Origin of the sequence: Bartonella sp. 11B (assembly GCF_002022625.1) — a bacterium.
Classification (GTDB): domain Bacteria; phylum Pseudomonadota; class Alphaproteobacteria; order Rhizobiales; family Rhizobiaceae; genus Bartonella; species Bartonella rochalimae.
In genome coordinates this window covers 477,778-494,293 of the sequence record NZ_CP019783.1, presented here as the reverse complement: position 1 = coordinate 494,293, position 16,516 = coordinate 477,778, and the positions used below count along the sequence as shown (strand labels likewise).

The following is a 16,516-nucleotide window of genomic DNA, read 5'->3' as shown; positions in this document are numbered from 1 at the left end:
TTAAAGATAAGGTCAAACCATCATCACTACCGACCACAACCTTTCCTAATAACAAAACAATGTAACTTAAAGACGATCAAACTTCCCTAAAATCTAAAGTTCCAGTTTTAAACTTAATAATATTATTATGGCTTTTTACAAATCAATCATTAAGGAAAAAAATATTAGAATATTTTCTCTTTAAAAAATTTTTAAAAATTTCTCATTATACTAATAATAAACTTTCTTCTAACCTACATTATATATTATTCTGAATTTATTATCTTGATGATCACTTTATATTTGGGATACTTGAATGTTTCTCTTAATATATGAAAAAATAGAATATAGTGTAGCTTCACATTCTGAAATAGATACCAAAGAATAAATTTAAAAAAATAGATTATTTTTATTTTGGCGACTAGACAGAAAAAATTTTGATGTTATAACCTCACGAACTCTATGAATTTGTTGAGATATGCCCAGATAGCTCAGTTGGTAGAGCAGCGGACTGAAAATCCGCGTGTCCGTGGTTCGAATCCGCGTCTGGGCACCATCTGCTTTTTAGCAACACATAACTTATTGATTTTATTTATCTTTTTTAAGGTGAGGGATACAAAAATAAAGGTGAGGGAATAGGATTTTAGATTCTTCTCTAAAATCTGTGACAAATTAATCCTGTTTTTTGATCTCTTTATCTTTGTGTTTTAACTTTTTGGACCTGTTTCCATCCACACAGCTGTTCACCATATTTGTTATGCTTCAAGATTTGTTTGGCCAAGTTGATACTGATGACAGTGAGATCTTTCTGATCTAAATACAGGGGAGACCACGATACAAGAAAAGCTTCTACTTCCGCACCCACTGAGAAAGATCAGAACGCACATCGCCATCACTTTGCTTATTAACTTCATTTTCTATTTCCAGCCGGGTTATTGCTCTCTTGATAAGGGTTTCTGTTTGTTTTTGCTGTTCAGTCTTCTTGCCTAAACGAAAAGCTCTTACTAAGGCTATAAAAAAGCGGCTATAGCCGCCGTCATCACCACACAATATTTTCTTCCCCACACGATCACAAACGTTCCTCCCGTAAGCGCTTAGCAATCAAGATTAACCCCACACAGGACGCAAGAACTATAATCGTTGCTAAAACCCATTGCACAGGTCCACTTCCTTCTAACAATTCTGCAATTCCCGAAAAAGAAGCTATGAGAGGAGCAAGAATTTCTGCTTTTAAAAGCTTGGGTGATTCTTGTTTTTCAACAAGCTGATAATTAGACGAAACATAAGCGCTCTTCGCCCATAATCCTGCTTCTGCTGCACGACGGTGCACTAAACCCTTTAAACGCTTGCCTCCCGCTTTTGTCCATTTCTGCAATTCAATGGGGACAGATTCGTAATCGCCTTTATTAAGCTTTTTCAATAAGGTAGAATTTTGGAAAGCTGTAATCCCTATATTATAGCAAAAAGAAACAAGAGCTCCAAACTGCTCATCACTTAAGTCAACATAAACCGCTTTCTCTACCGCTCGCTCATATTGACGCAAATCAGTTAAAAGAATCGTTTCGGCTCTTCTTTCGTAAAGATGACGGAGAGGAAGTATGGTATTCAATTCCTTAAGTTCATTTTTGAGGAATGTGGAAGGAAAACCCTGCAAGCGCAGTTCATCGATCATTTTTTCAGGGCTTCCAAGCATTCATCGGTTGCTTTTTGGTGCTCCATTAAAGCGCTTAAAAAACATGCTGCATCCTGATCAAAGCAATGATCTTATTTAAGGTCGCATAAACCATTCTACGGCTAGCATAAAAAAGAACCCGGATTTGCTTTGGGTCAGCAATATCATCAATAGCAAACGGATTATTGAGCATTATGAAATTAAGCTGACGGCAGGAAAAATTGATGCGGTGTATTTTGAAGAAGTACGCCAACGTGTAAGGACAAATGCAGCACGGGTTTGTGATAACTTATTAGCAACCTTAACAACGCAGTGTAAGTATTATCATATCCCTTATGTAAGAAAGAGACAATAGGGAAAAGAAATGCCTCGAAAGAAGAGATGATGAAAACAGTATATGCCAAAGGCATACGCTTCAAGATGATAATGAAGTAGATGCTTTGGCAATTTTATATTTAAGGAAAAAAGAGGAAATACATATCTAATGCAATGCCATGGATAAGATTCCATTTGGATGACTGGATAAGTAGGACAGATAGCATAACATTGGAATAACGTGATGTTTATATAATACTTCTTGTTCATATATACGACAAAAAAGCACCAATTAGAGAAGATTTTTGAACGCTCACACGCGTTTGCAATTTTTCACAAAAAGTTTGCAAATATCTTTAAGTAGATTTGGAAGGGAAGTTTCAGCAAATTAGTGAGAACTGCTGATTGTTTTATGATTTTATATGCGTTTTTAAGAGTGACTAAAAAGTTTTTTTAAGATATAATATTTTCCTGAAATTGTATATAGTATCAGATTTATAAACTAAATGAATCCTTATAATACAAATTAAGAATTTTAGGATGTGTAAATTTCAAAGTATTTGTTAAAAAAGCATAAACAGCCAATATCAATGTAAAAAATATTGCATTAGTCATGAAGTTCTTTCGTGTACTTTTGAAATAACAGAGTGTTTCTCTAATCTTTATGAAAGGTTAGGGGATTTTAGTGCTTAAAGCGATCATCAACTATAGATAAATCATAGATGAGGTTAACTAAAAGAAACTGGCTTTAATAAAAGACATTGCTATTAAAAGAAAAGCAAACGCGAAAAAACTAAAGTTAGTTTATAGCTTCTATCAGAAAATAATTTAAGAAATTGAAATCATTATTTTTCACAGGAAATAAGTATGTTTACAGATAAGTAACTAAGAGCCTTGTTTGGTATTATAACTTTTATATTTTTATGTTTTTCAGGAATAACAAAAAACCTTGAATTTATTCAGGGTGTTTTAACATTTGCGTCTGTTGGTTTAATAATAGTAACAACTATTTTTGCAATTTTATGCAATTCTAATATTCCTTCTGAGTTGCAGAATAACCCAAAATATAAAGATGATGGTACAACGAGTTGGGTGAAACTAACATGCGATTTACAACAGTATATGCACAGACTCTTAAATATAATAATTTTAGCGCTTATCGCTTTAATTTTCCCAAATAGTTATAAAGACACTGTTTCTTTGCCTGTCATTTCTAGGTATGTGGAGCACAAGTTTCCTTTTTCATTAGATACCGTACTTTGGTACTCAGATATTGCTCTTTGGTATTTAAATATTGTACTTTGGTATTATTTTTTATGCCGTGTACTTTTTCTTATGTTGTATACACGCAGTTTAATAAATATATCTATCCTTACGCTACAGTCTTCGATTATCAAGCAACAATGAAATTTCCGATTTCAAATATTAATTCTTCTTTTACAAAATCTTTATTATATCTGCCATTATCATCTTTAAATGCTTTAATAGAGATTTTATGCTGAAAACTTTCAGTATTAAATATTACATCAAACTTATCATATGTATTTCCCACAAAATTTAATTTGTGTAATATGGTTTTTTTTATCTTTTCTTAAAAAATTCCACAAATACTCCCTTAAATTATTTTCTTCTTTAAATTTGATATCTAAAATAAGTTCTATTTCAGTAACATCATCAGTGGGAAGCCCATCAAGAGAATTTTTAGCCAACTCCACTAAATACTTTTCTGATTGTTTTCCAAAAAGTTCTAATTGTTTTTGTTTTTTATATTTTAGTTTTATTTCTTTAATTGAATGCAATTTTTTTTCGAAATCTTCCTTATCAATAAGCTCAGGTAAAATATTAATTTCTTCCTTGAAATTTTCTTTGTAGTATGACTGTAAGCATTGGTTTAACTTTTTACTTGAAGAAAAAAGAAGGAATTTTGTAGGAATCAAAACTCCAAAATATTGTTGATTTTGTTCAATTTGTTTTTTAGAATGCGGATTAGGAACGCTTTGAAAACCATTTTCGGAATCAATAACTTCAGGATTATAAGGACTTTCTTCTCCTGTTAAAACATAAACCCAATAGTAGGTAATTGATTCTACAGAAAATTTCTCAATTGTTAAGGTAGCACATTGATTCTTAACGGTAAGAGTGTAAGTTCCTTCCTGTAAAAATTTATCAATACAATTTGTATTAACTAATTTTGAGTCTGTATCTATTTCATATTTATAAGAAAGGAATTTAATGGTATTCATAAAGCTAATACAATTACAACGTTCGTAGTCTTATGGGTGGAAGACGCTATTCAAGTTATCTCGGTGATTATCAAAGTAGATGGTTTATATCTAAAATATTTTGTGTTTTTTAGAATCATTCAACTAAAAAGCGCGGGCTATAAAATTTTAATTGTAGAAGCAATATGAATTTTAGAAGAATCTATTTAAAAGCTGCTAAGTTTAAAGGAAGTAAGATCATTTTACCCGCCTTTAAGTCGAAAAGAAATCAAGCAGCATCTTTGTTTTAATAACAACTTTCTTTCCAAGAACAGTTAGTGTTTGCTCTAGTGTCTGAAGTTTAGTTGGATAGTTTAGATCAAGAATGCGTCTTGCTTCTGTTTCTTTCTTGCCAAGACGATGAGCCAATTCTGTTTTTTTGATATTCGCTTCATTAAAAGATTCTGCCACTGCGAACTTCAGAGCATTCCATGCATCCAGCATTACCTCTACAAGGTCTTTATACTGCTGATGTCTGGGTAAAGGTAGGTCACGCATAAGATAACTACGCAGTGCTAATCCTAAAGCTTCGTTAGCATTTTCTAGTACTTCAACTCTATTTTCTCCAGCTGTAATTGCTTCCGGTACATCTGGAAAAGTCACAAAAAAATTATCATCAGGATCAGTTTCAAATTTTACTTGATAAGCATATTCCATATTTAAATCTCCTCACCGTAATCGAAATACCTTTGAAACAAAAGATAAAAGCACTTAAGAGAGTGACTCGTACCTCCAATTCTTTTTTATTATTTTCACGTAAAGCGGAGTTAATTCACCAGATTTTATAACAGTTATTTTGTCTCCAAAAGTTACCAAATAATGTGATCTTTACCTGTATCAGGAACTTCACTGTAATGAACACTTCTTTTCTGTCCTCTTTACGTAATTATCTCAGCAGCACTTCTCGTTCCAACTCATCCTCCTTCATCTTTATAAAATAAAGATCGCACAAAAAAGTTCGATAATTAATAATAAATCGAATAAAAAAGTTTGATATAGCATTTTATAGAAGATATTTTTTGAAGAGCGATGAAAAACACAACAAAAAGAAAAGAATAAAAAGATAAATAAACTATTATTTTCAATTGTTTATAATATTTTTCTATTGAAGAATAAGAGAGGGATACGCTATAATAATTATTGGTAAAAAGAATATTCTCTAATAATAAATCAATTTGTTATTTGTTTAACATTTGCTTTCTTTGTAATTGCTCATCATTTTAAATTGATCTTTTAATACTAGAGCTGTAAAAAATCCGTCAGCTCAAAAAGTAATAACAAATTCTTTTAAATAAGCCTCTATAACCTGCAAGGCCGCAAAAATTCACCGCCAATACTAAAAAATATACACATCTATACGCTTTTACACATATTTACATAACTTGAATTCCGTTGCTATACCCCCGCCTGCCGCATTTAGATAACATTTTTTATTTTTAGTATATTGAAATATATAAATTTTTCTTTAATTGTCTGTTTTTAGATTACCTCTTATGATTTATACAATGTTACCTAATTTGTTATTATTTGCTCTGTATTTTCTTCTAGAATAAATGCTAAGATCTCTTTTTTTCTCGATCTCAAATACTCCACCATAACCAAAGTAACAGAAATAGCCTTTGCAAAATCAATGCAGAGTGGTTTTCACTAATAAGTTTAAAAGCAGCCTCTATTCACATATCGTAACAGATCAATCAATATTATCTTAATTGCTTTCTATTTTGCTATATTATATGAATCGATAGTGTACTTTAAGAGACTACAAAAGCACATTCCATATAATTAATAAGTAGCTTTAGTTAAAATTTATTTCATATCTTATGCAATTCTCTATAAACAGCCTCAACAGCTTTTGACTAAGAAATGAACTGTATCATGAATACTTTCAGAAAAATAATTAATCAGAAAACTATTCAAATCATAAATAGAGGTGAACTGCACACATTTTTAGCTATAAAACGTTTTATAGTTTGAATTATTTATTGCACTCTAAGGATACAATTTTCAATAAGGTAAAGATTTCACGAATTTTACTAAAATTAAGGAAATTCCTCACATAGATGTCTTTTTAAAGACTATACTCTACATTAGATATAGCAAGATAATCAATTAAAGAACAATACAGAGCAAATAAGCATAAATTATGTAAAATTGTATAAATTGCAAAAAATAGCCCTAAAATAGCGAATTAAAGGAAAAATATTGTATTTTAATTTTTAAAGAAGTTATGGTGCCGCATGCCGGATTCGAACCAGCGACCCCATCATTACGAATGATGTGCTCTACCAACTGAGCTAATACGGCATAAACTTGTACATTATTTAAAACTAAAGGCTAATTCGAGGGTAATAACTAAAAGTATATATAAAAGCAAGCAGGTAATTTTTTCAATAATTCATAAATGCAACAGTTACTAAAATAAAACAATAAATCCTTATAAGCAAAAGGATTAAGGCTACATTTCTTGAGTTTCTGTTGTTTAAAAATGAATTAAATATTTCTTCAATTTATGATCATATCTAATTTCAAAAGTAGGACTGAAAGTAAAATTTTTGTGTAATGAAATGATGCTAAATGTTCTGTTTAGAAGAGTGTTTATAATTTTGCGAAGAATGAAAAAATTATTTGACAAGTTATTTTTTGGATGGAAAAAATAAGAGTGTTTGTGTTTTTATACAATCCAAACCATACTAGTATGATAATTATTGGATAGAAAAGTGTTCCTCATTTCTGGACCTAGAGATATCAAGTTAAATGGAGTCAGAAGACGATGTCACATGACAATAGAATGACAGAATTAGAGATTAAACTAGCTCATCAAGAAAAGCTTGTTGAAGAACTTTCTTGTGTGGTGACTGATCAATGGAAAAGTTTAGATGAAATATCTAAAAAATTAAATGCTTTAACAAAACGATTACTCGATTTAGAAGAGCGAAATTCTTCCGAAATTCCTGTTGAACGCCCTCCTCACTGGTAAAAGTATAGTAAAATTAGTATACTCATCCCTCGCAAAATTATAAAAGTATTTTTTGTGTTTTATTAAAAAGTCTGTTTAGTGACTGAATCAAATTATTATTCTTGTTGTTATATTTATTATAATTTTTCTTTAATGTAGTGTAAAAAATATCTTTAATTTGGACTTACTAAAACAGCCAATTTCCGTTATCTTTTAAAAATGTGAATGCTTGAGAAATTATTTTATGAGTAAATATAATAAATCTTAAAAAAAATTCTTTAATATTGAATATATTTTCCTTATTGACAGGCAATTCTATGAAACGATTTTTATAGTTAGTAACTTAAAATATAAGAATGTTATTGTCAAAATGCCAAATATAAATCACGCTGGGAAATTATTGAGAATAGCATTGAAGATAGAAGAAATGATACAATACTACATATAAATTGATTGAGACTATTAATACCTGTCTGAAAAAAGAAACTGCCAATATTTCACTAAATGGATTTAATAATCCAGCTTAATGTGCTAATAGAACATACGCCATCAATAACGAATTATCATATATGTCAATGTAACAAAATAAGCGTCATTAATTTAACTAAAGAGTAAAACATATCTTATTCCTATTATTTTAATAGAATATTTGATATAAGCTATAAAAAATAGAAAGTTGCATTATCATGACAATAAACATGAATTCATTTTTATTGTAATTTTTTATCTAGAACAAAAATATGTAGAAACTGTATTTTGTTTTTATATAAAATTTAGGTTGAATACATCAGAATAATGAAAAATGTTGAGCTAAAACACGATGAATTAAAACGGAGACTTAAAAATCGTCATGTTCAAATGATTGCCTTAGGAGGTGTTATTGGAACAGGTCTTTTCTATGGATCAACAGAAGCTATTCAATTAGCTGGCCCTTCAACCATTTTAGCATATCTTGTTGGAGGGTTCATTATCTATCTTATTATGCGAATACTTGGTGAAATGTCAGCAGAAGAACCAACTTCAGGTGCTTTTAGCTTTTTTGCTTATAAGTATTGGGGATGCCTTGCTGGTTTTATAACAGGTTGGAATTATTGGTTTCTTTATATTCTTGTTGGTATGACTGAACTAACAGTTATTGGGTTTTATCTTGACCACTGGATTTTGATTGATCATTGGAAATCATCTTTGTTGGTTCTTTTGTTTGTCACATCGATTAACCTTATAGATGTACGTTTTTACGGAGAATTTGAATTTGCTCTAGCTTTAATTAAAGTTATTGCTGTTATTGGTATGATCGTATTTGGAACTTTTATCATTATAACGGGGATAAGTGGAAGCCAGGCCAGTATCAGCTATCTTTGGAATCATGGTGGTTTTTTTCCTTATGGCGCAACAGGAGTTATATTTGCTACTGCTGTACTCATGTTCTCTTTTGGTGGCACAGAGCTTATTAGTATTGCCGCAGGAGAAACATCAGATCCACAAAAAACAATTCCATCAGCCATTCGTAAAGTTATGTGGCGTGTTATCATTTTTTATATCGGTTCTATAAGTGTAATTATGATGATAAGCCCATGGAATATGATTAAAAAAAACGGGAGTCCTTTTGTAACTATTTTTGAAACTATAGGTATCCCTGCGGCTGGTCATATTTTGAATTTCGTGGTGATTATGGCTGCTATTTCAGTCTATAATAGCGGTATTTACTCAAATGGTCGTATACTTTATAGCTTAGCGATGCAAAAAAATGCACCGCATATTTTTAGTAAACTTAATGCTACTTGTGTTCCTTATGTTGCTATTCTTTTTTCATCAATTTGTACTGCAACAATTATTGTCATTAATGTTCTTATGCCGAATAATAGTTTTATGCGGATCATGGCTATTACAACGGTAACAGCAGCTATTACTTGGGCTATTATTGTTATTGTGCATTTCAAGTTTCGAAAAGCACATAAAGGTCAAGAAAAATCCTTCGTTTATGCGTTTGGTTTCTATCCTTATGCAAATTATCTTTGTCTTTTTTTTCTTGCACTATTGTTTTGTGTTATGTTTATAAGTGGTTTAGGAAAAAATGGGTTAATTACCCAACTCTTTGAAATGATAGGAATAAAAATAAGCTTTATTGAATCCTATATTCCTACACAAATGCCTGATATGAGTTTAGCAGTTATTATCATTCCTATATGGTGTTCACTTTTATTATTAGGATATAAACTCAAACGATAGTTCTGAAATCATATAAAGGAATTGATTGGAATAAACATTGGCGATAAAATTTGATAAGGTAACGCAAATTTTTGATGATTTATGTGTTTTGAAAAATATTACCGTAAATCTCACGGAAAAACGAATTGCAATTATTGGTGCAAACGGTTCTGGAAAAAGTACATTTGTTCGCCTTATTAATGGTTTACAACTTCCATCAAGGGGGTCTGTTAATGTTGATGGATTGGATACAAAACATGATGCAAAAGCAATAAGACTGAAAGTAGGATTTGTTTTTCAAAATCCCGATAATCAAATTGTATTACCATTGGTAGAAGAAGACTTATCTTTTGGGCTTAAAAACTTAAAATTAAGTAAGGATGAAATTAAAAAACGAGTAGATGAAGTTTTACAGTATTATAACCTACAAGCATTCAGAAACCATGCCATTCATTTATTAAGTGGTGGACAGAAACAATTAATTGCTATCTCAAGTGTAGTAGCAATGAAACCAAGCTATATCGTTTTTGATGAACCAACAACATCACTTGATTTACAAAATAAACGCCGCGTTACCCAAGCCATTAAAGAATTACCGCAAACAACTATCGTTGTATCACACGATTTGGAATTCCTAAAAGAATTTGATAGAGTACTTGTTTTTGATAAAGGAGCAATAGCAGTTGATGATATACCCTTGGTTGCAATCAAAGAATATATGAAAAGAATGTCATGATTAGTTTATATATCTCTCAAGATACAGTCATCCACCAACTTAGACCAGGGATTAAATTATCACTTCTTATCCTGTGTGGAACTATTATCTTTATGGTTTCATCAGTATCTACTTTTTTATTTTTTTTATTATTTATATCTTTATTATATAAAATAGCTAAAATTCCCTTCAACAAAATAATAAAACAGTTTAAATCGGTATGGCTATTTTTAGTCTTTATATTTATTTTTCAAGCTATTTTTGATAATTGGTTTACAGGTTTTGCGATTATATTGCGCTTTATTATTCTTATTTCTCTAGCGTCACTTATTTCATTCACAACAAAAGTTTCAGACGTGATAGCTTCAATTGAAGCAGGGTTTCGATTCTTTCAATGTTTCGGTGTTAATCCATCAAAATTAAGTATTGCCTTATCTATGGCAATTAGATTTATTCCAGTTATTAATGAAAAATTCAATGAGATATGTGAAGCACAGAAAGCGCGTGGACTTAATATAAACATTATAGCTCTTGCAATACCCTTAATTATTCGAATAATAAGAATGGCATCAGAAGTAGCAGAAGCATTAGATGCGCGCTCTTATGATTCTAATGATAACCGATTGTATTTAAGGAAATAATTCAGTGACAACCAAAGATTTAACGTATATTTCTTTATTTGCCGCCCTTTATGCAGTTCTAGGTTTTTTTCCTCCTATTTTTCTTCCTTTTTTTCTTGGCCTTCCTATTACTGCTCAATCTATGGGGCCAATGTTAGCTGGATCTATCCTTGGAGCAAAAAGAGGCGCTGCAGCATCAGCACTATTTCTTTTTCTGGTCGCTATCGGCTTACCTCTGTTGGCTGGTGGACGTGGAGGCATTGGTGTTTTTTGGGGACCTGGTGGTGGCTACATGATTGGTTATCCATTTGCAGCATTCTTTATTGGTCTTATGGTTAAATTGTTTTGGCGACGACTAAATTTTATAAAATTGGTTATAATAAATAGTATAGGTGGAATTGGAGTTGTCTATCTCTTTGGAATATCTTGGATCGTTTATATTTCTAAAATTCCTTTATGGACAGCTTTAACAATGTCATTAGGATTTATGGTAGGTGACTTTTTTAAAGTTCTGATTGCGTCATTTATTGCACTTACAGTCAAAAAATCCGTTCCACTCATTACTCCCTCAAAAAAGTAATAGCCATTCACATCAACTGCAAGGGTTTTATTCTTAAGGATCGGAAAAAAATGATTAAAATATTTCCAAACCATATGAAAATATATTGATGATTTATTTAAGCCATTTGACTTCTAATTCTTAGAATTAATGAATTCTTATTTTTAAAATTATGGATAAAATTTTGAATGAGAATTTCAATATTCCAGAATTAATTTTCTACAATCTAAATAAATTATTCACATACTCCATTACAACACGACTATCTTTATAATCTGAGATTTTTGTCGTAGCGCTAATTATATAATTTTTTTCCAATTTAAGAGCAGTTGCAGGATTTTTTATAAAAGATAAAATATTTTTCATATTAATACAAACCTATTAATATCTTTTTTTATCTTGTGGAAGTTATTGTTTTTATTAAATAGATTTAATTTTTAGAAAAAATTATCGATCTATTTGCAAAAATACCATAACATAATGTGTTGAAGGCACATTATAAAATTTATCAAAAATTACTGATAAGAGTACAAGGGCATCACATAACAATATATCATACTCTTTATCGTATTTAATAAAAATAACTTTGGGTGATCTACAACACTAAACTCTTCTTATCTTGATCACCCTTTTAGATTCTCTGGACGAACTAAATTCTCACGTGTAATTTCTTTAATTGTACGTACACCAGTTAATGTCATAGCCACACGCATTTCTTGAGAAAAAAGCTCCAAGAGATGAGTAACACCTTTCTCACCCGCTGCGGCAAGCGCATAAACAAAAGCACGACCAATCATAACAGCATCCGCACCTTGCGCTATCATACGAACTACGTCAAGGCCAGAACGAATACCAGAATCAACTAAAATGGTTAAATCGCCTTTTATAATATCCGCAATTTTCGGCAATGCCCGCGCTGTTGACAATACCCCATCAAGCTGACGCCCACCGTGATTGGAAACAACAATACCATCAGCTCCAAATCGTACAGCTTCACGTGCATCCTCTGGATCAAGAATACCTTTTAAAATCATTTTTCCTTTCCAAAAGTCTCTAATCCATTGCAAATCACCCCAACTAATTGATGGGTCAAAGTTTGCACCAAGCCAACCAATATAATCTTTTAATGTCGTTTTCTTTTTAAGATAAGTAGAAACATTTCCAAGATCATGTGGGTGCCCCATAACACCAACATTCCAAGCCCAATGTGGGTGAAAAATAAACTGTATAATACGTCGCAATCCAGCATAAGGCCCAGACATCCCCGAATGAGCATCACGATAACGTGCTCCAGGAACTGGCATATCAACTGTAAAAACCAAGGTACGAACACCAGAAGCCCAGGATCTTTCCAGTACATCCCGCATAAACCCACGATCCTTAAGAACATAAAGTTGAAACCAAAATTCTTTTCCAACTGCTGCATGTACTTCTGAAATAGGACAAACTGAGACTGAGGACAAAGTGAAAGGAATACCTTTCGCAACAGCTGCACGTGCAGCTTTTACTTCACCACGACGTGCATACATACCAGTCAACCCGACAGGCGCAAGTACAATTGGCATACCAAGTTTTTGACCCAAAATTTCCGTTGAAAGATCAACGTCACCAACCTGCTTTAGAATCCGTTGACGTAATGCAAGTTCTTGAAGATCTGTACAATTACGCCGCATTGTTTCTTCAGCATAAGCACCACCATCAATGTAGTGAAATAGAAAAGAAGGTAAGCGGCGTTTTGCTGCTTCGCGATAATCAACTGTTGAAGAAATAATCATAGTAACACCATTACTCCAGTAAAATACAAAAAGATTTTTTCAACGGCAAATCTCTTGTATATATTTTGTTAAAATTTATATTGTTAAACTCATTTAAAATGCTTAGATAATTTTAACCCTTGTTCTTGATAATGTGATCCAATACCATCTCCATAAAGTTTCACTGGCCGATTAAGCATATGTTCATAAATCAAACGGCCGATGATTTGCCCGTGCTCTAAAATAAACGGAACCTCGTGGTTCCTTACTTCTAAAACTGCACGCGCTCCTTTTCTACTTATTGCCATACTCCCAAATCCTGGATCAAAAAAACCTGCATAATGTACCCTAAATTCTCCCACTAAGGGATCGAATGGTTTCATTTCAGCAGCATAAAAGGGAGGAATATGAATAGCCTCTCGTGAAACTAAAATATAAAATTCATGGGGATCAAGAACTATTTCTCTTGTTCCATCATCATAAATAGGTTCCCAAAAATCTAAAATAGGAGCAACAGCGCTTTTATCAACATCGATAACACCAGTATGACGTTTACCCCGATACCCAATAAGTCCATTTTCATGGCCTTCTAAATTAATGGAAATTCCAATACCACCATCGTTAATATTAGGAGTATCATCAGATACAAGCATTTCACTTTTATGCAACGCATATAATTCAACTTCTTTTAAATAACTATATCCTTTACGAAATCGAAGTTGTGATAAGCGTGAACCCGTACGGACCAAAATCGGAAATGTTCGTGGACTAATTTCGAGATAAAGTGGACCATGATAACCCGAACAAATTTTATCAAATTCCTGAGCGTAGTCTGAAATCACGCGCGTAAAAACATCCAACCGCCCCGTAGAACTTTTAGGATTAGCAACCGCAGACAAAACTTTTGATAAGGCTAAATTTTCTAAAAGAGGAACGATATAAACACAACCCGTTTCTAAAACCGCTCCATCTTGTAAATCAAATTCATGCAACTTTAATCGTTCAAGTTTATCAATAACGGTTGCATCAGGCCCTGGCATAAAAGAAGCGCGTATACGATATGCTTTATTTCCTAAACGTAAATCAAGACTTGCAGGTTGTATTTGCCTCTCATCAAGAGAGTCAATGGCATGAACCATACCATTGTTAATTAAATCATGTATATCACTATCAGCAAGAATACCATTCATGCGCATCATATGTTGTGCCTTCCATCTTTTTCTCCCTTTTTATCAGTATTATTAACTGGAGCAAACCCTTTCAAAAATAACCAATGGTTTATTCCAAATTTAACGACTTGGTTCACAAGCGTAATAAATGATTTTAACCTATAAAACAGCATTCGGTAAAGTGCTCTTCCGTAGGACAAACTCTAGAATTCATCATAGATAACTTTTTACTCACAACCTATACACTCATCTTTTAGAATACATTTTCAGCTTTTTTTGCATAAAAGTTGATAAATAGTGTTATTATAGTTGAAAGTATTCTATACAATAAGAGAAAAACTCGTTAAAATTCAGATATGATTATACGTCATCTTAGCGAAACTATTATTAATCAAATTGCAGCAGGTGAAGTTATTGAACGACCCGCTAATGTTGTTAAAGAGCTTATTGAAAATGCTATTGATGCAGGAGCAAGTCGTATCGAAATTGTCATAGCAAATGGTGGAAAAAGCCTGATAAGAGTGAGTGACAATGGTTGTGGTATCCCAGAAGATCAATTAACTTTAGCAATTTCTCGGCATTGTACATCTAAAATTACTGATGATGTACATAATATCTGTTTTCTTGGTTTTCGTGGAGAAGCATTGCCCTCTATTGGTTCTGTTTCAAAACTTAAACTGACCTCACGAACAAAAAATTCCGATAGCGCAGCTGAAATTATTGTTAATGCGGGAAAAATTGAAGGACCAAAACCCTCTGCTGCTAATCCTGGAACTATCGTTGAAGTACGTGATCTCTTTTTTGTTACACCAGCACGATTGAAATTTATGAAATCTGATCGTTCTGAAACAATTGCTATCACGGATACAATTAAACGAATTGCAATCGCCTTTCCACATATCCGTTTTTCTCTTGCCGGTATAGATCGAGCTCCCATGGAATTTCCTGCTATGGAACAAAATACCCAAGGGCAATTACAACGCATTACACAAATTATGGGAAAAGAATTTGCTCCAAACAGCCTTATCCTCGATGCTAAACGTGAATCTGTTCATCTAACCGGTTTTATCGGTTTGCCATCTTTCAATCGCAGTAACAGCCTTCATCAATTTGCTTATGTTAATGGGCGTCCAGTACGTGATAAACTCCTGTGGGGAGCAATCCGAGGAGCATATGCCGATGTTATTGCTCGAGATCGTCATGCTGTAGCCATTCTTTTTATTCATTTACCACCCACTGATGTAGACGTTAATGTACACCCTGCAAAAATGGACGTGCGGTTTCGCGACCCAAGTCTCATTCGTGGTTTAATTATTGGAGCGATCCGTGAAGCATTGCATCAAACTGGCATTCGCCCTACATCAACAGGCTCTGAAGCCATGTTGGCTGCGTTTCGAACAGAACCTTTAGAAACTGCAAAAATGCATCAACCTTTTTCTTATGATGCACGACCACGCCATATTGATCCAAACCTTACATCAATATTTCATAAACCATTAGATATAAACAGCTCTATTGACTTCCAAGAAGATACGGTTCCTATTATGGAGCATCTTAGCACACCAAGTGGTGATACACGCGCTACAATTAATGCACTAACATCAGAAGAATTACATTATCCTTTAGGGGCTGCAAGAGCGCAAATCCATAAAAACTATATTGTCGCTCAAACTCAAGACAGTCTTGTCATTGTAGACCAGCATGCTGCTCATGAGAGACTGGTTTATGAAGCACTTAAAAATGCTCTGTATTCTAAGCCACTTCCTTCACAATTATTACTTATTCCTGAAATTGTAGAACTCTCTGAAGAAGATGCCACATGCCTTTTATCTCACAAAGATGCTTTAAAAAAATTTGGATTAGGAATTGAATCCTTTGGAATTGGGGCAATCGCTGTACACGAAACACCTTCGATGTTAGGAGAAATTAATGTCCAAGCTTTAATTAAAGATCTCGCCGATGAAGCAGCTGAATATGACACAATAGATAATTTAAAAGGAATGCTTGATTATGTTGCAGCAACTATGGCCTGTCATAGTTCAATACGTTCAGGACGTCTTTTGCATCCTGAAGAAATGAATGCACTTTTACGACAAATAGAAGCAACGCCTAATTCAGCCACATGTAACCATGGACGTCCTACTTATATTGAACTTAAACTCGCTGATATAGAACGCCTTTTTGGTAGAAAATAAAATTTCATAACTATTTTGACTAAAAACTACTTGCTTCATTTATACTCAACTTTATAAAATATCTATAATATTTTATCAGCATTATTTTTTCATAAATACATAGAAAGGGCGCA

The 16,516-nt window shown here is 32.6% G+C and carries 14 protein-coding genes and 2 tRNA genes; 9 read left to right on the top strand and 7 right to left on the bottom strand.

Annotation, left to right across the window (positions count from 1 at the left end):
- Positions 1–459 precede the first annotated feature (459 nt).
- Positions 460–535, top strand: a tRNA-Phe gene (locus Bho11B_RS02170).
- 293 nt (positions 536–828) lie between these two features.
- On the opposite strand, the gene Bho11B_RS02160 is transcribed toward Bho11B_RS02170, so the two are convergent.
- Both Bho11B_RS02160 and Bho11B_RS02155 read right to left on the bottom strand, forming a co-directional pair.
- Entirely contained in the window at positions 829–1,029 is a 201-nt protein-coding gene (locus tag Bho11B_RS02160; protein ID WP_245289532.1) for a hypothetical protein, read from the bottom strand.
- A gap of 19 nt (positions 1,030–1,048) precedes the next feature.
- Entirely contained in the window at positions 1,049–1,672 is a 624-nt protein-coding gene (locus Bho11B_RS02155; protein ID WP_078673539.1) for a lysozyme, read from the bottom strand.
- 124 nt (positions 1,673–1,796) lie between these two features.
- On the opposite strand from Bho11B_RS02155, the gene Bho11B_RS07355 reads away from it, so the two are divergent.
- Together Bho11B_RS07355 and Bho11B_RS07105 are read left to right on the top strand one after the other, a co-directional pair.
- Positions 1,797–2,006: a hypothetical protein gene (locus Bho11B_RS07355; RefSeq protein ID WP_335617746.1), complete on the top strand. Its 210-nt coding sequence runs from the start codon at positions 1,797–1,799 to the stop codon at positions 2,004–2,006.
- 854 nt (positions 2,007–2,860) lie between these two features.
- Entirely contained in the window at positions 2,861–3,373 is a 513-nt protein-coding gene (locus Bho11B_RS07105; RefSeq protein ID WP_245289104.1) for a hypothetical protein, read from the top strand.
- Between the two features lie 128 nt (positions 3,374–3,501).
- Here the strand turns inward: Bho11B_RS07105 and Bho11B_RS02135 are convergent, their stop codons facing one another.
- From Bho11B_RS02135 to Bho11B_RS02120, 3 genes are all read right to left on the bottom strand, one after another.
- Positions 3,502–4,209, bottom strand: coding sequence for a hypothetical protein (locus Bho11B_RS02135; RefSeq protein ID WP_235692181.1), 708 nt, complete (start codon positions 4,207–4,209; stop codon positions 3,502–3,504).
- 231 nt (positions 4,210–4,440) lie between these two features.
- Positions 4,441–4,884, bottom strand: a complete 444-nt coding sequence (locus tag Bho11B_RS02130; protein WP_078673538.1) for a type II toxin-antitoxin system HicB family antitoxin — start codon at positions 4,882–4,884, stop codon at positions 4,441–4,443.
- A 1,571-nt stretch (positions 4,885–6,455) separates the two neighbouring features.
- A tRNA-Thr gene (locus Bho11B_RS02120) sits at positions 6,456–6,531 on the bottom strand.
- A 466-nt stretch (positions 6,532–6,997) separates the two neighbouring features.
- Between Bho11B_RS02120 and Bho11B_RS02115 the strand changes: the two genes are divergently transcribed.
- From Bho11B_RS02115 to Bho11B_RS02095, 5 genes are all read left to right on the top strand, one after another.
- Positions 6,998–7,204 (top strand): SlyX family protein, encoded by a 207-nt coding sequence (locus Bho11B_RS02115; RefSeq protein ID WP_035005680.1) that lies wholly within the window; start codon positions 6,998–7,000, stop codon positions 7,202–7,204.
- 774 nt (positions 7,205–7,978) lie between these two features.
- Complete coding sequence (locus Bho11B_RS02110; RefSeq protein WP_035005679.1) at positions 7,979–9,412, top strand: amino acid permease; 1,434 nt, start codon at positions 7,979–7,981, stop codon at positions 9,410–9,412.
- A 37-nt stretch (positions 9,413–9,449) separates the two neighbouring features.
- Positions 9,450–10,127, top strand: coding sequence for an energy-coupling factor ABC transporter ATP-binding protein (locus Bho11B_RS02105; RefSeq protein ID WP_035005677.1), 678 nt, complete (start codon positions 9,450–9,452; stop codon positions 10,125–10,127).
- Positions 10,124–10,747, top strand: coding sequence for an energy-coupling factor transporter transmembrane protein EcfT (locus Bho11B_RS02100; RefSeq protein WP_035005675.1), 624 nt, complete (start codon positions 10,124–10,126; stop codon positions 10,745–10,747). The genes Bho11B_RS02105 and Bho11B_RS02100 overlap by 4 nt, the downstream gene beginning before the upstream one ends.
- A 4-nt stretch (positions 10,748–10,751) precedes the next feature.
- Positions 10,752–11,306 carry a biotin transporter BioY gene (locus Bho11B_RS02095; RefSeq protein ID WP_078673537.1) on the top strand — a complete coding sequence of 185 codons (555 nt, stop codon included), beginning with the start codon at positions 10,752–10,754 and terminating at the stop codon, positions 11,304–11,306.
- A gap of 602 nt (positions 11,307–11,908) precedes the next feature.
- On the opposite strand, the gene lldD is transcribed toward Bho11B_RS02095, so the two are convergent.
- Both lldD and Bho11B_RS02085 read right to left on the bottom strand, forming a co-directional pair.
- Positions 11,909–13,060 carry an FMN-dependent L-lactate dehydrogenase LldD gene (gene lldD, locus Bho11B_RS02090; RefSeq protein ID WP_078673536.1) on the bottom strand — a complete coding sequence of 384 codons (1,152 nt, stop codon included), beginning with the start codon at positions 13,058–13,060 and terminating at the stop codon, positions 11,909–11,911.
- Between the two features lie 89 nt (positions 13,061–13,149).
- Entirely contained in the window at positions 13,150–14,238 is a 1,089-nt protein-coding gene (locus Bho11B_RS02085; protein ID WP_078673535.1) for a 2'-deoxycytidine 5'-triphosphate deaminase, read from the bottom strand.
- A gap of 326 nt (positions 14,239–14,564) precedes the next feature.
- Between Bho11B_RS02085 and mutL the strand changes: the two genes are divergently transcribed.
- Positions 14,565–16,403, top strand: a complete 1,839-nt coding sequence (mutL, locus tag Bho11B_RS02080) for a DNA mismatch repair endonuclease MutL (protein WP_078673534.1) — start codon at positions 14,565–14,567, stop codon at positions 16,401–16,403.
- Positions 16,404–16,516 lie beyond the last annotated feature (113 nt).

Bases quoted from the DNA above. Each gene is read 5' to 3' on its own strand.
- lldD (WP_078673536.1), bottom strand. From the start codon at position 13,060: ATGATTATTTCTTCAACAGTTGATTATCGCGAAGCAGCAAAACGCCGC.
- Bho11B_RS02100 (WP_035005675.1), top strand. From the start codon at position 10,124: ATGATTAGTTTATATATCTCTCAAGATACAGTCATCCACCAACTTAGA.
- mutL (WP_078673534.1), top strand. From the start codon at position 14,565: ATGATTATACGTCATCTTAGCGAAACTATTATTAATCAAATTGCAGCA.
- Bho11B_RS02155 (WP_078673539.1), bottom strand. From the start codon at position 1,672: ATGCTTGGAAGCCCTGAAAAAATGATCGATGAACTGCGCTTGCAGGGT.
- Bho11B_RS02130 (WP_078673538.1), bottom strand. From the start codon at position 4,884: ATGGAATATGCTTATCAAGTAAAATTTGAAACTGATCCTGATGATAAT.
- Bho11B_RS02085 (WP_078673535.1), bottom strand. From the start codon at position 14,238: ATGATGCGCATGAATGGTATTCTTGCTGATAGTGATATACATGATTTA.
- Bho11B_RS02110 (WP_035005679.1), top strand. From the start codon at position 7,979: ATGAAAAATGTTGAGCTAAAACACGATGAATTAAAACGGAGACTTAAA.
- Bho11B_RS02135 (WP_235692181.1), bottom strand. From the start codon at position 4,209: ATGAATACCATTAAATTCCTTTCTTATAAATATGAAATAGATACAGAC.
- Bho11B_RS02115 (WP_035005680.1), top strand. From the start codon at position 6,998: ATGTCACATGACAATAGAATGACAGAATTAGAGATTAAACTAGCTCAT.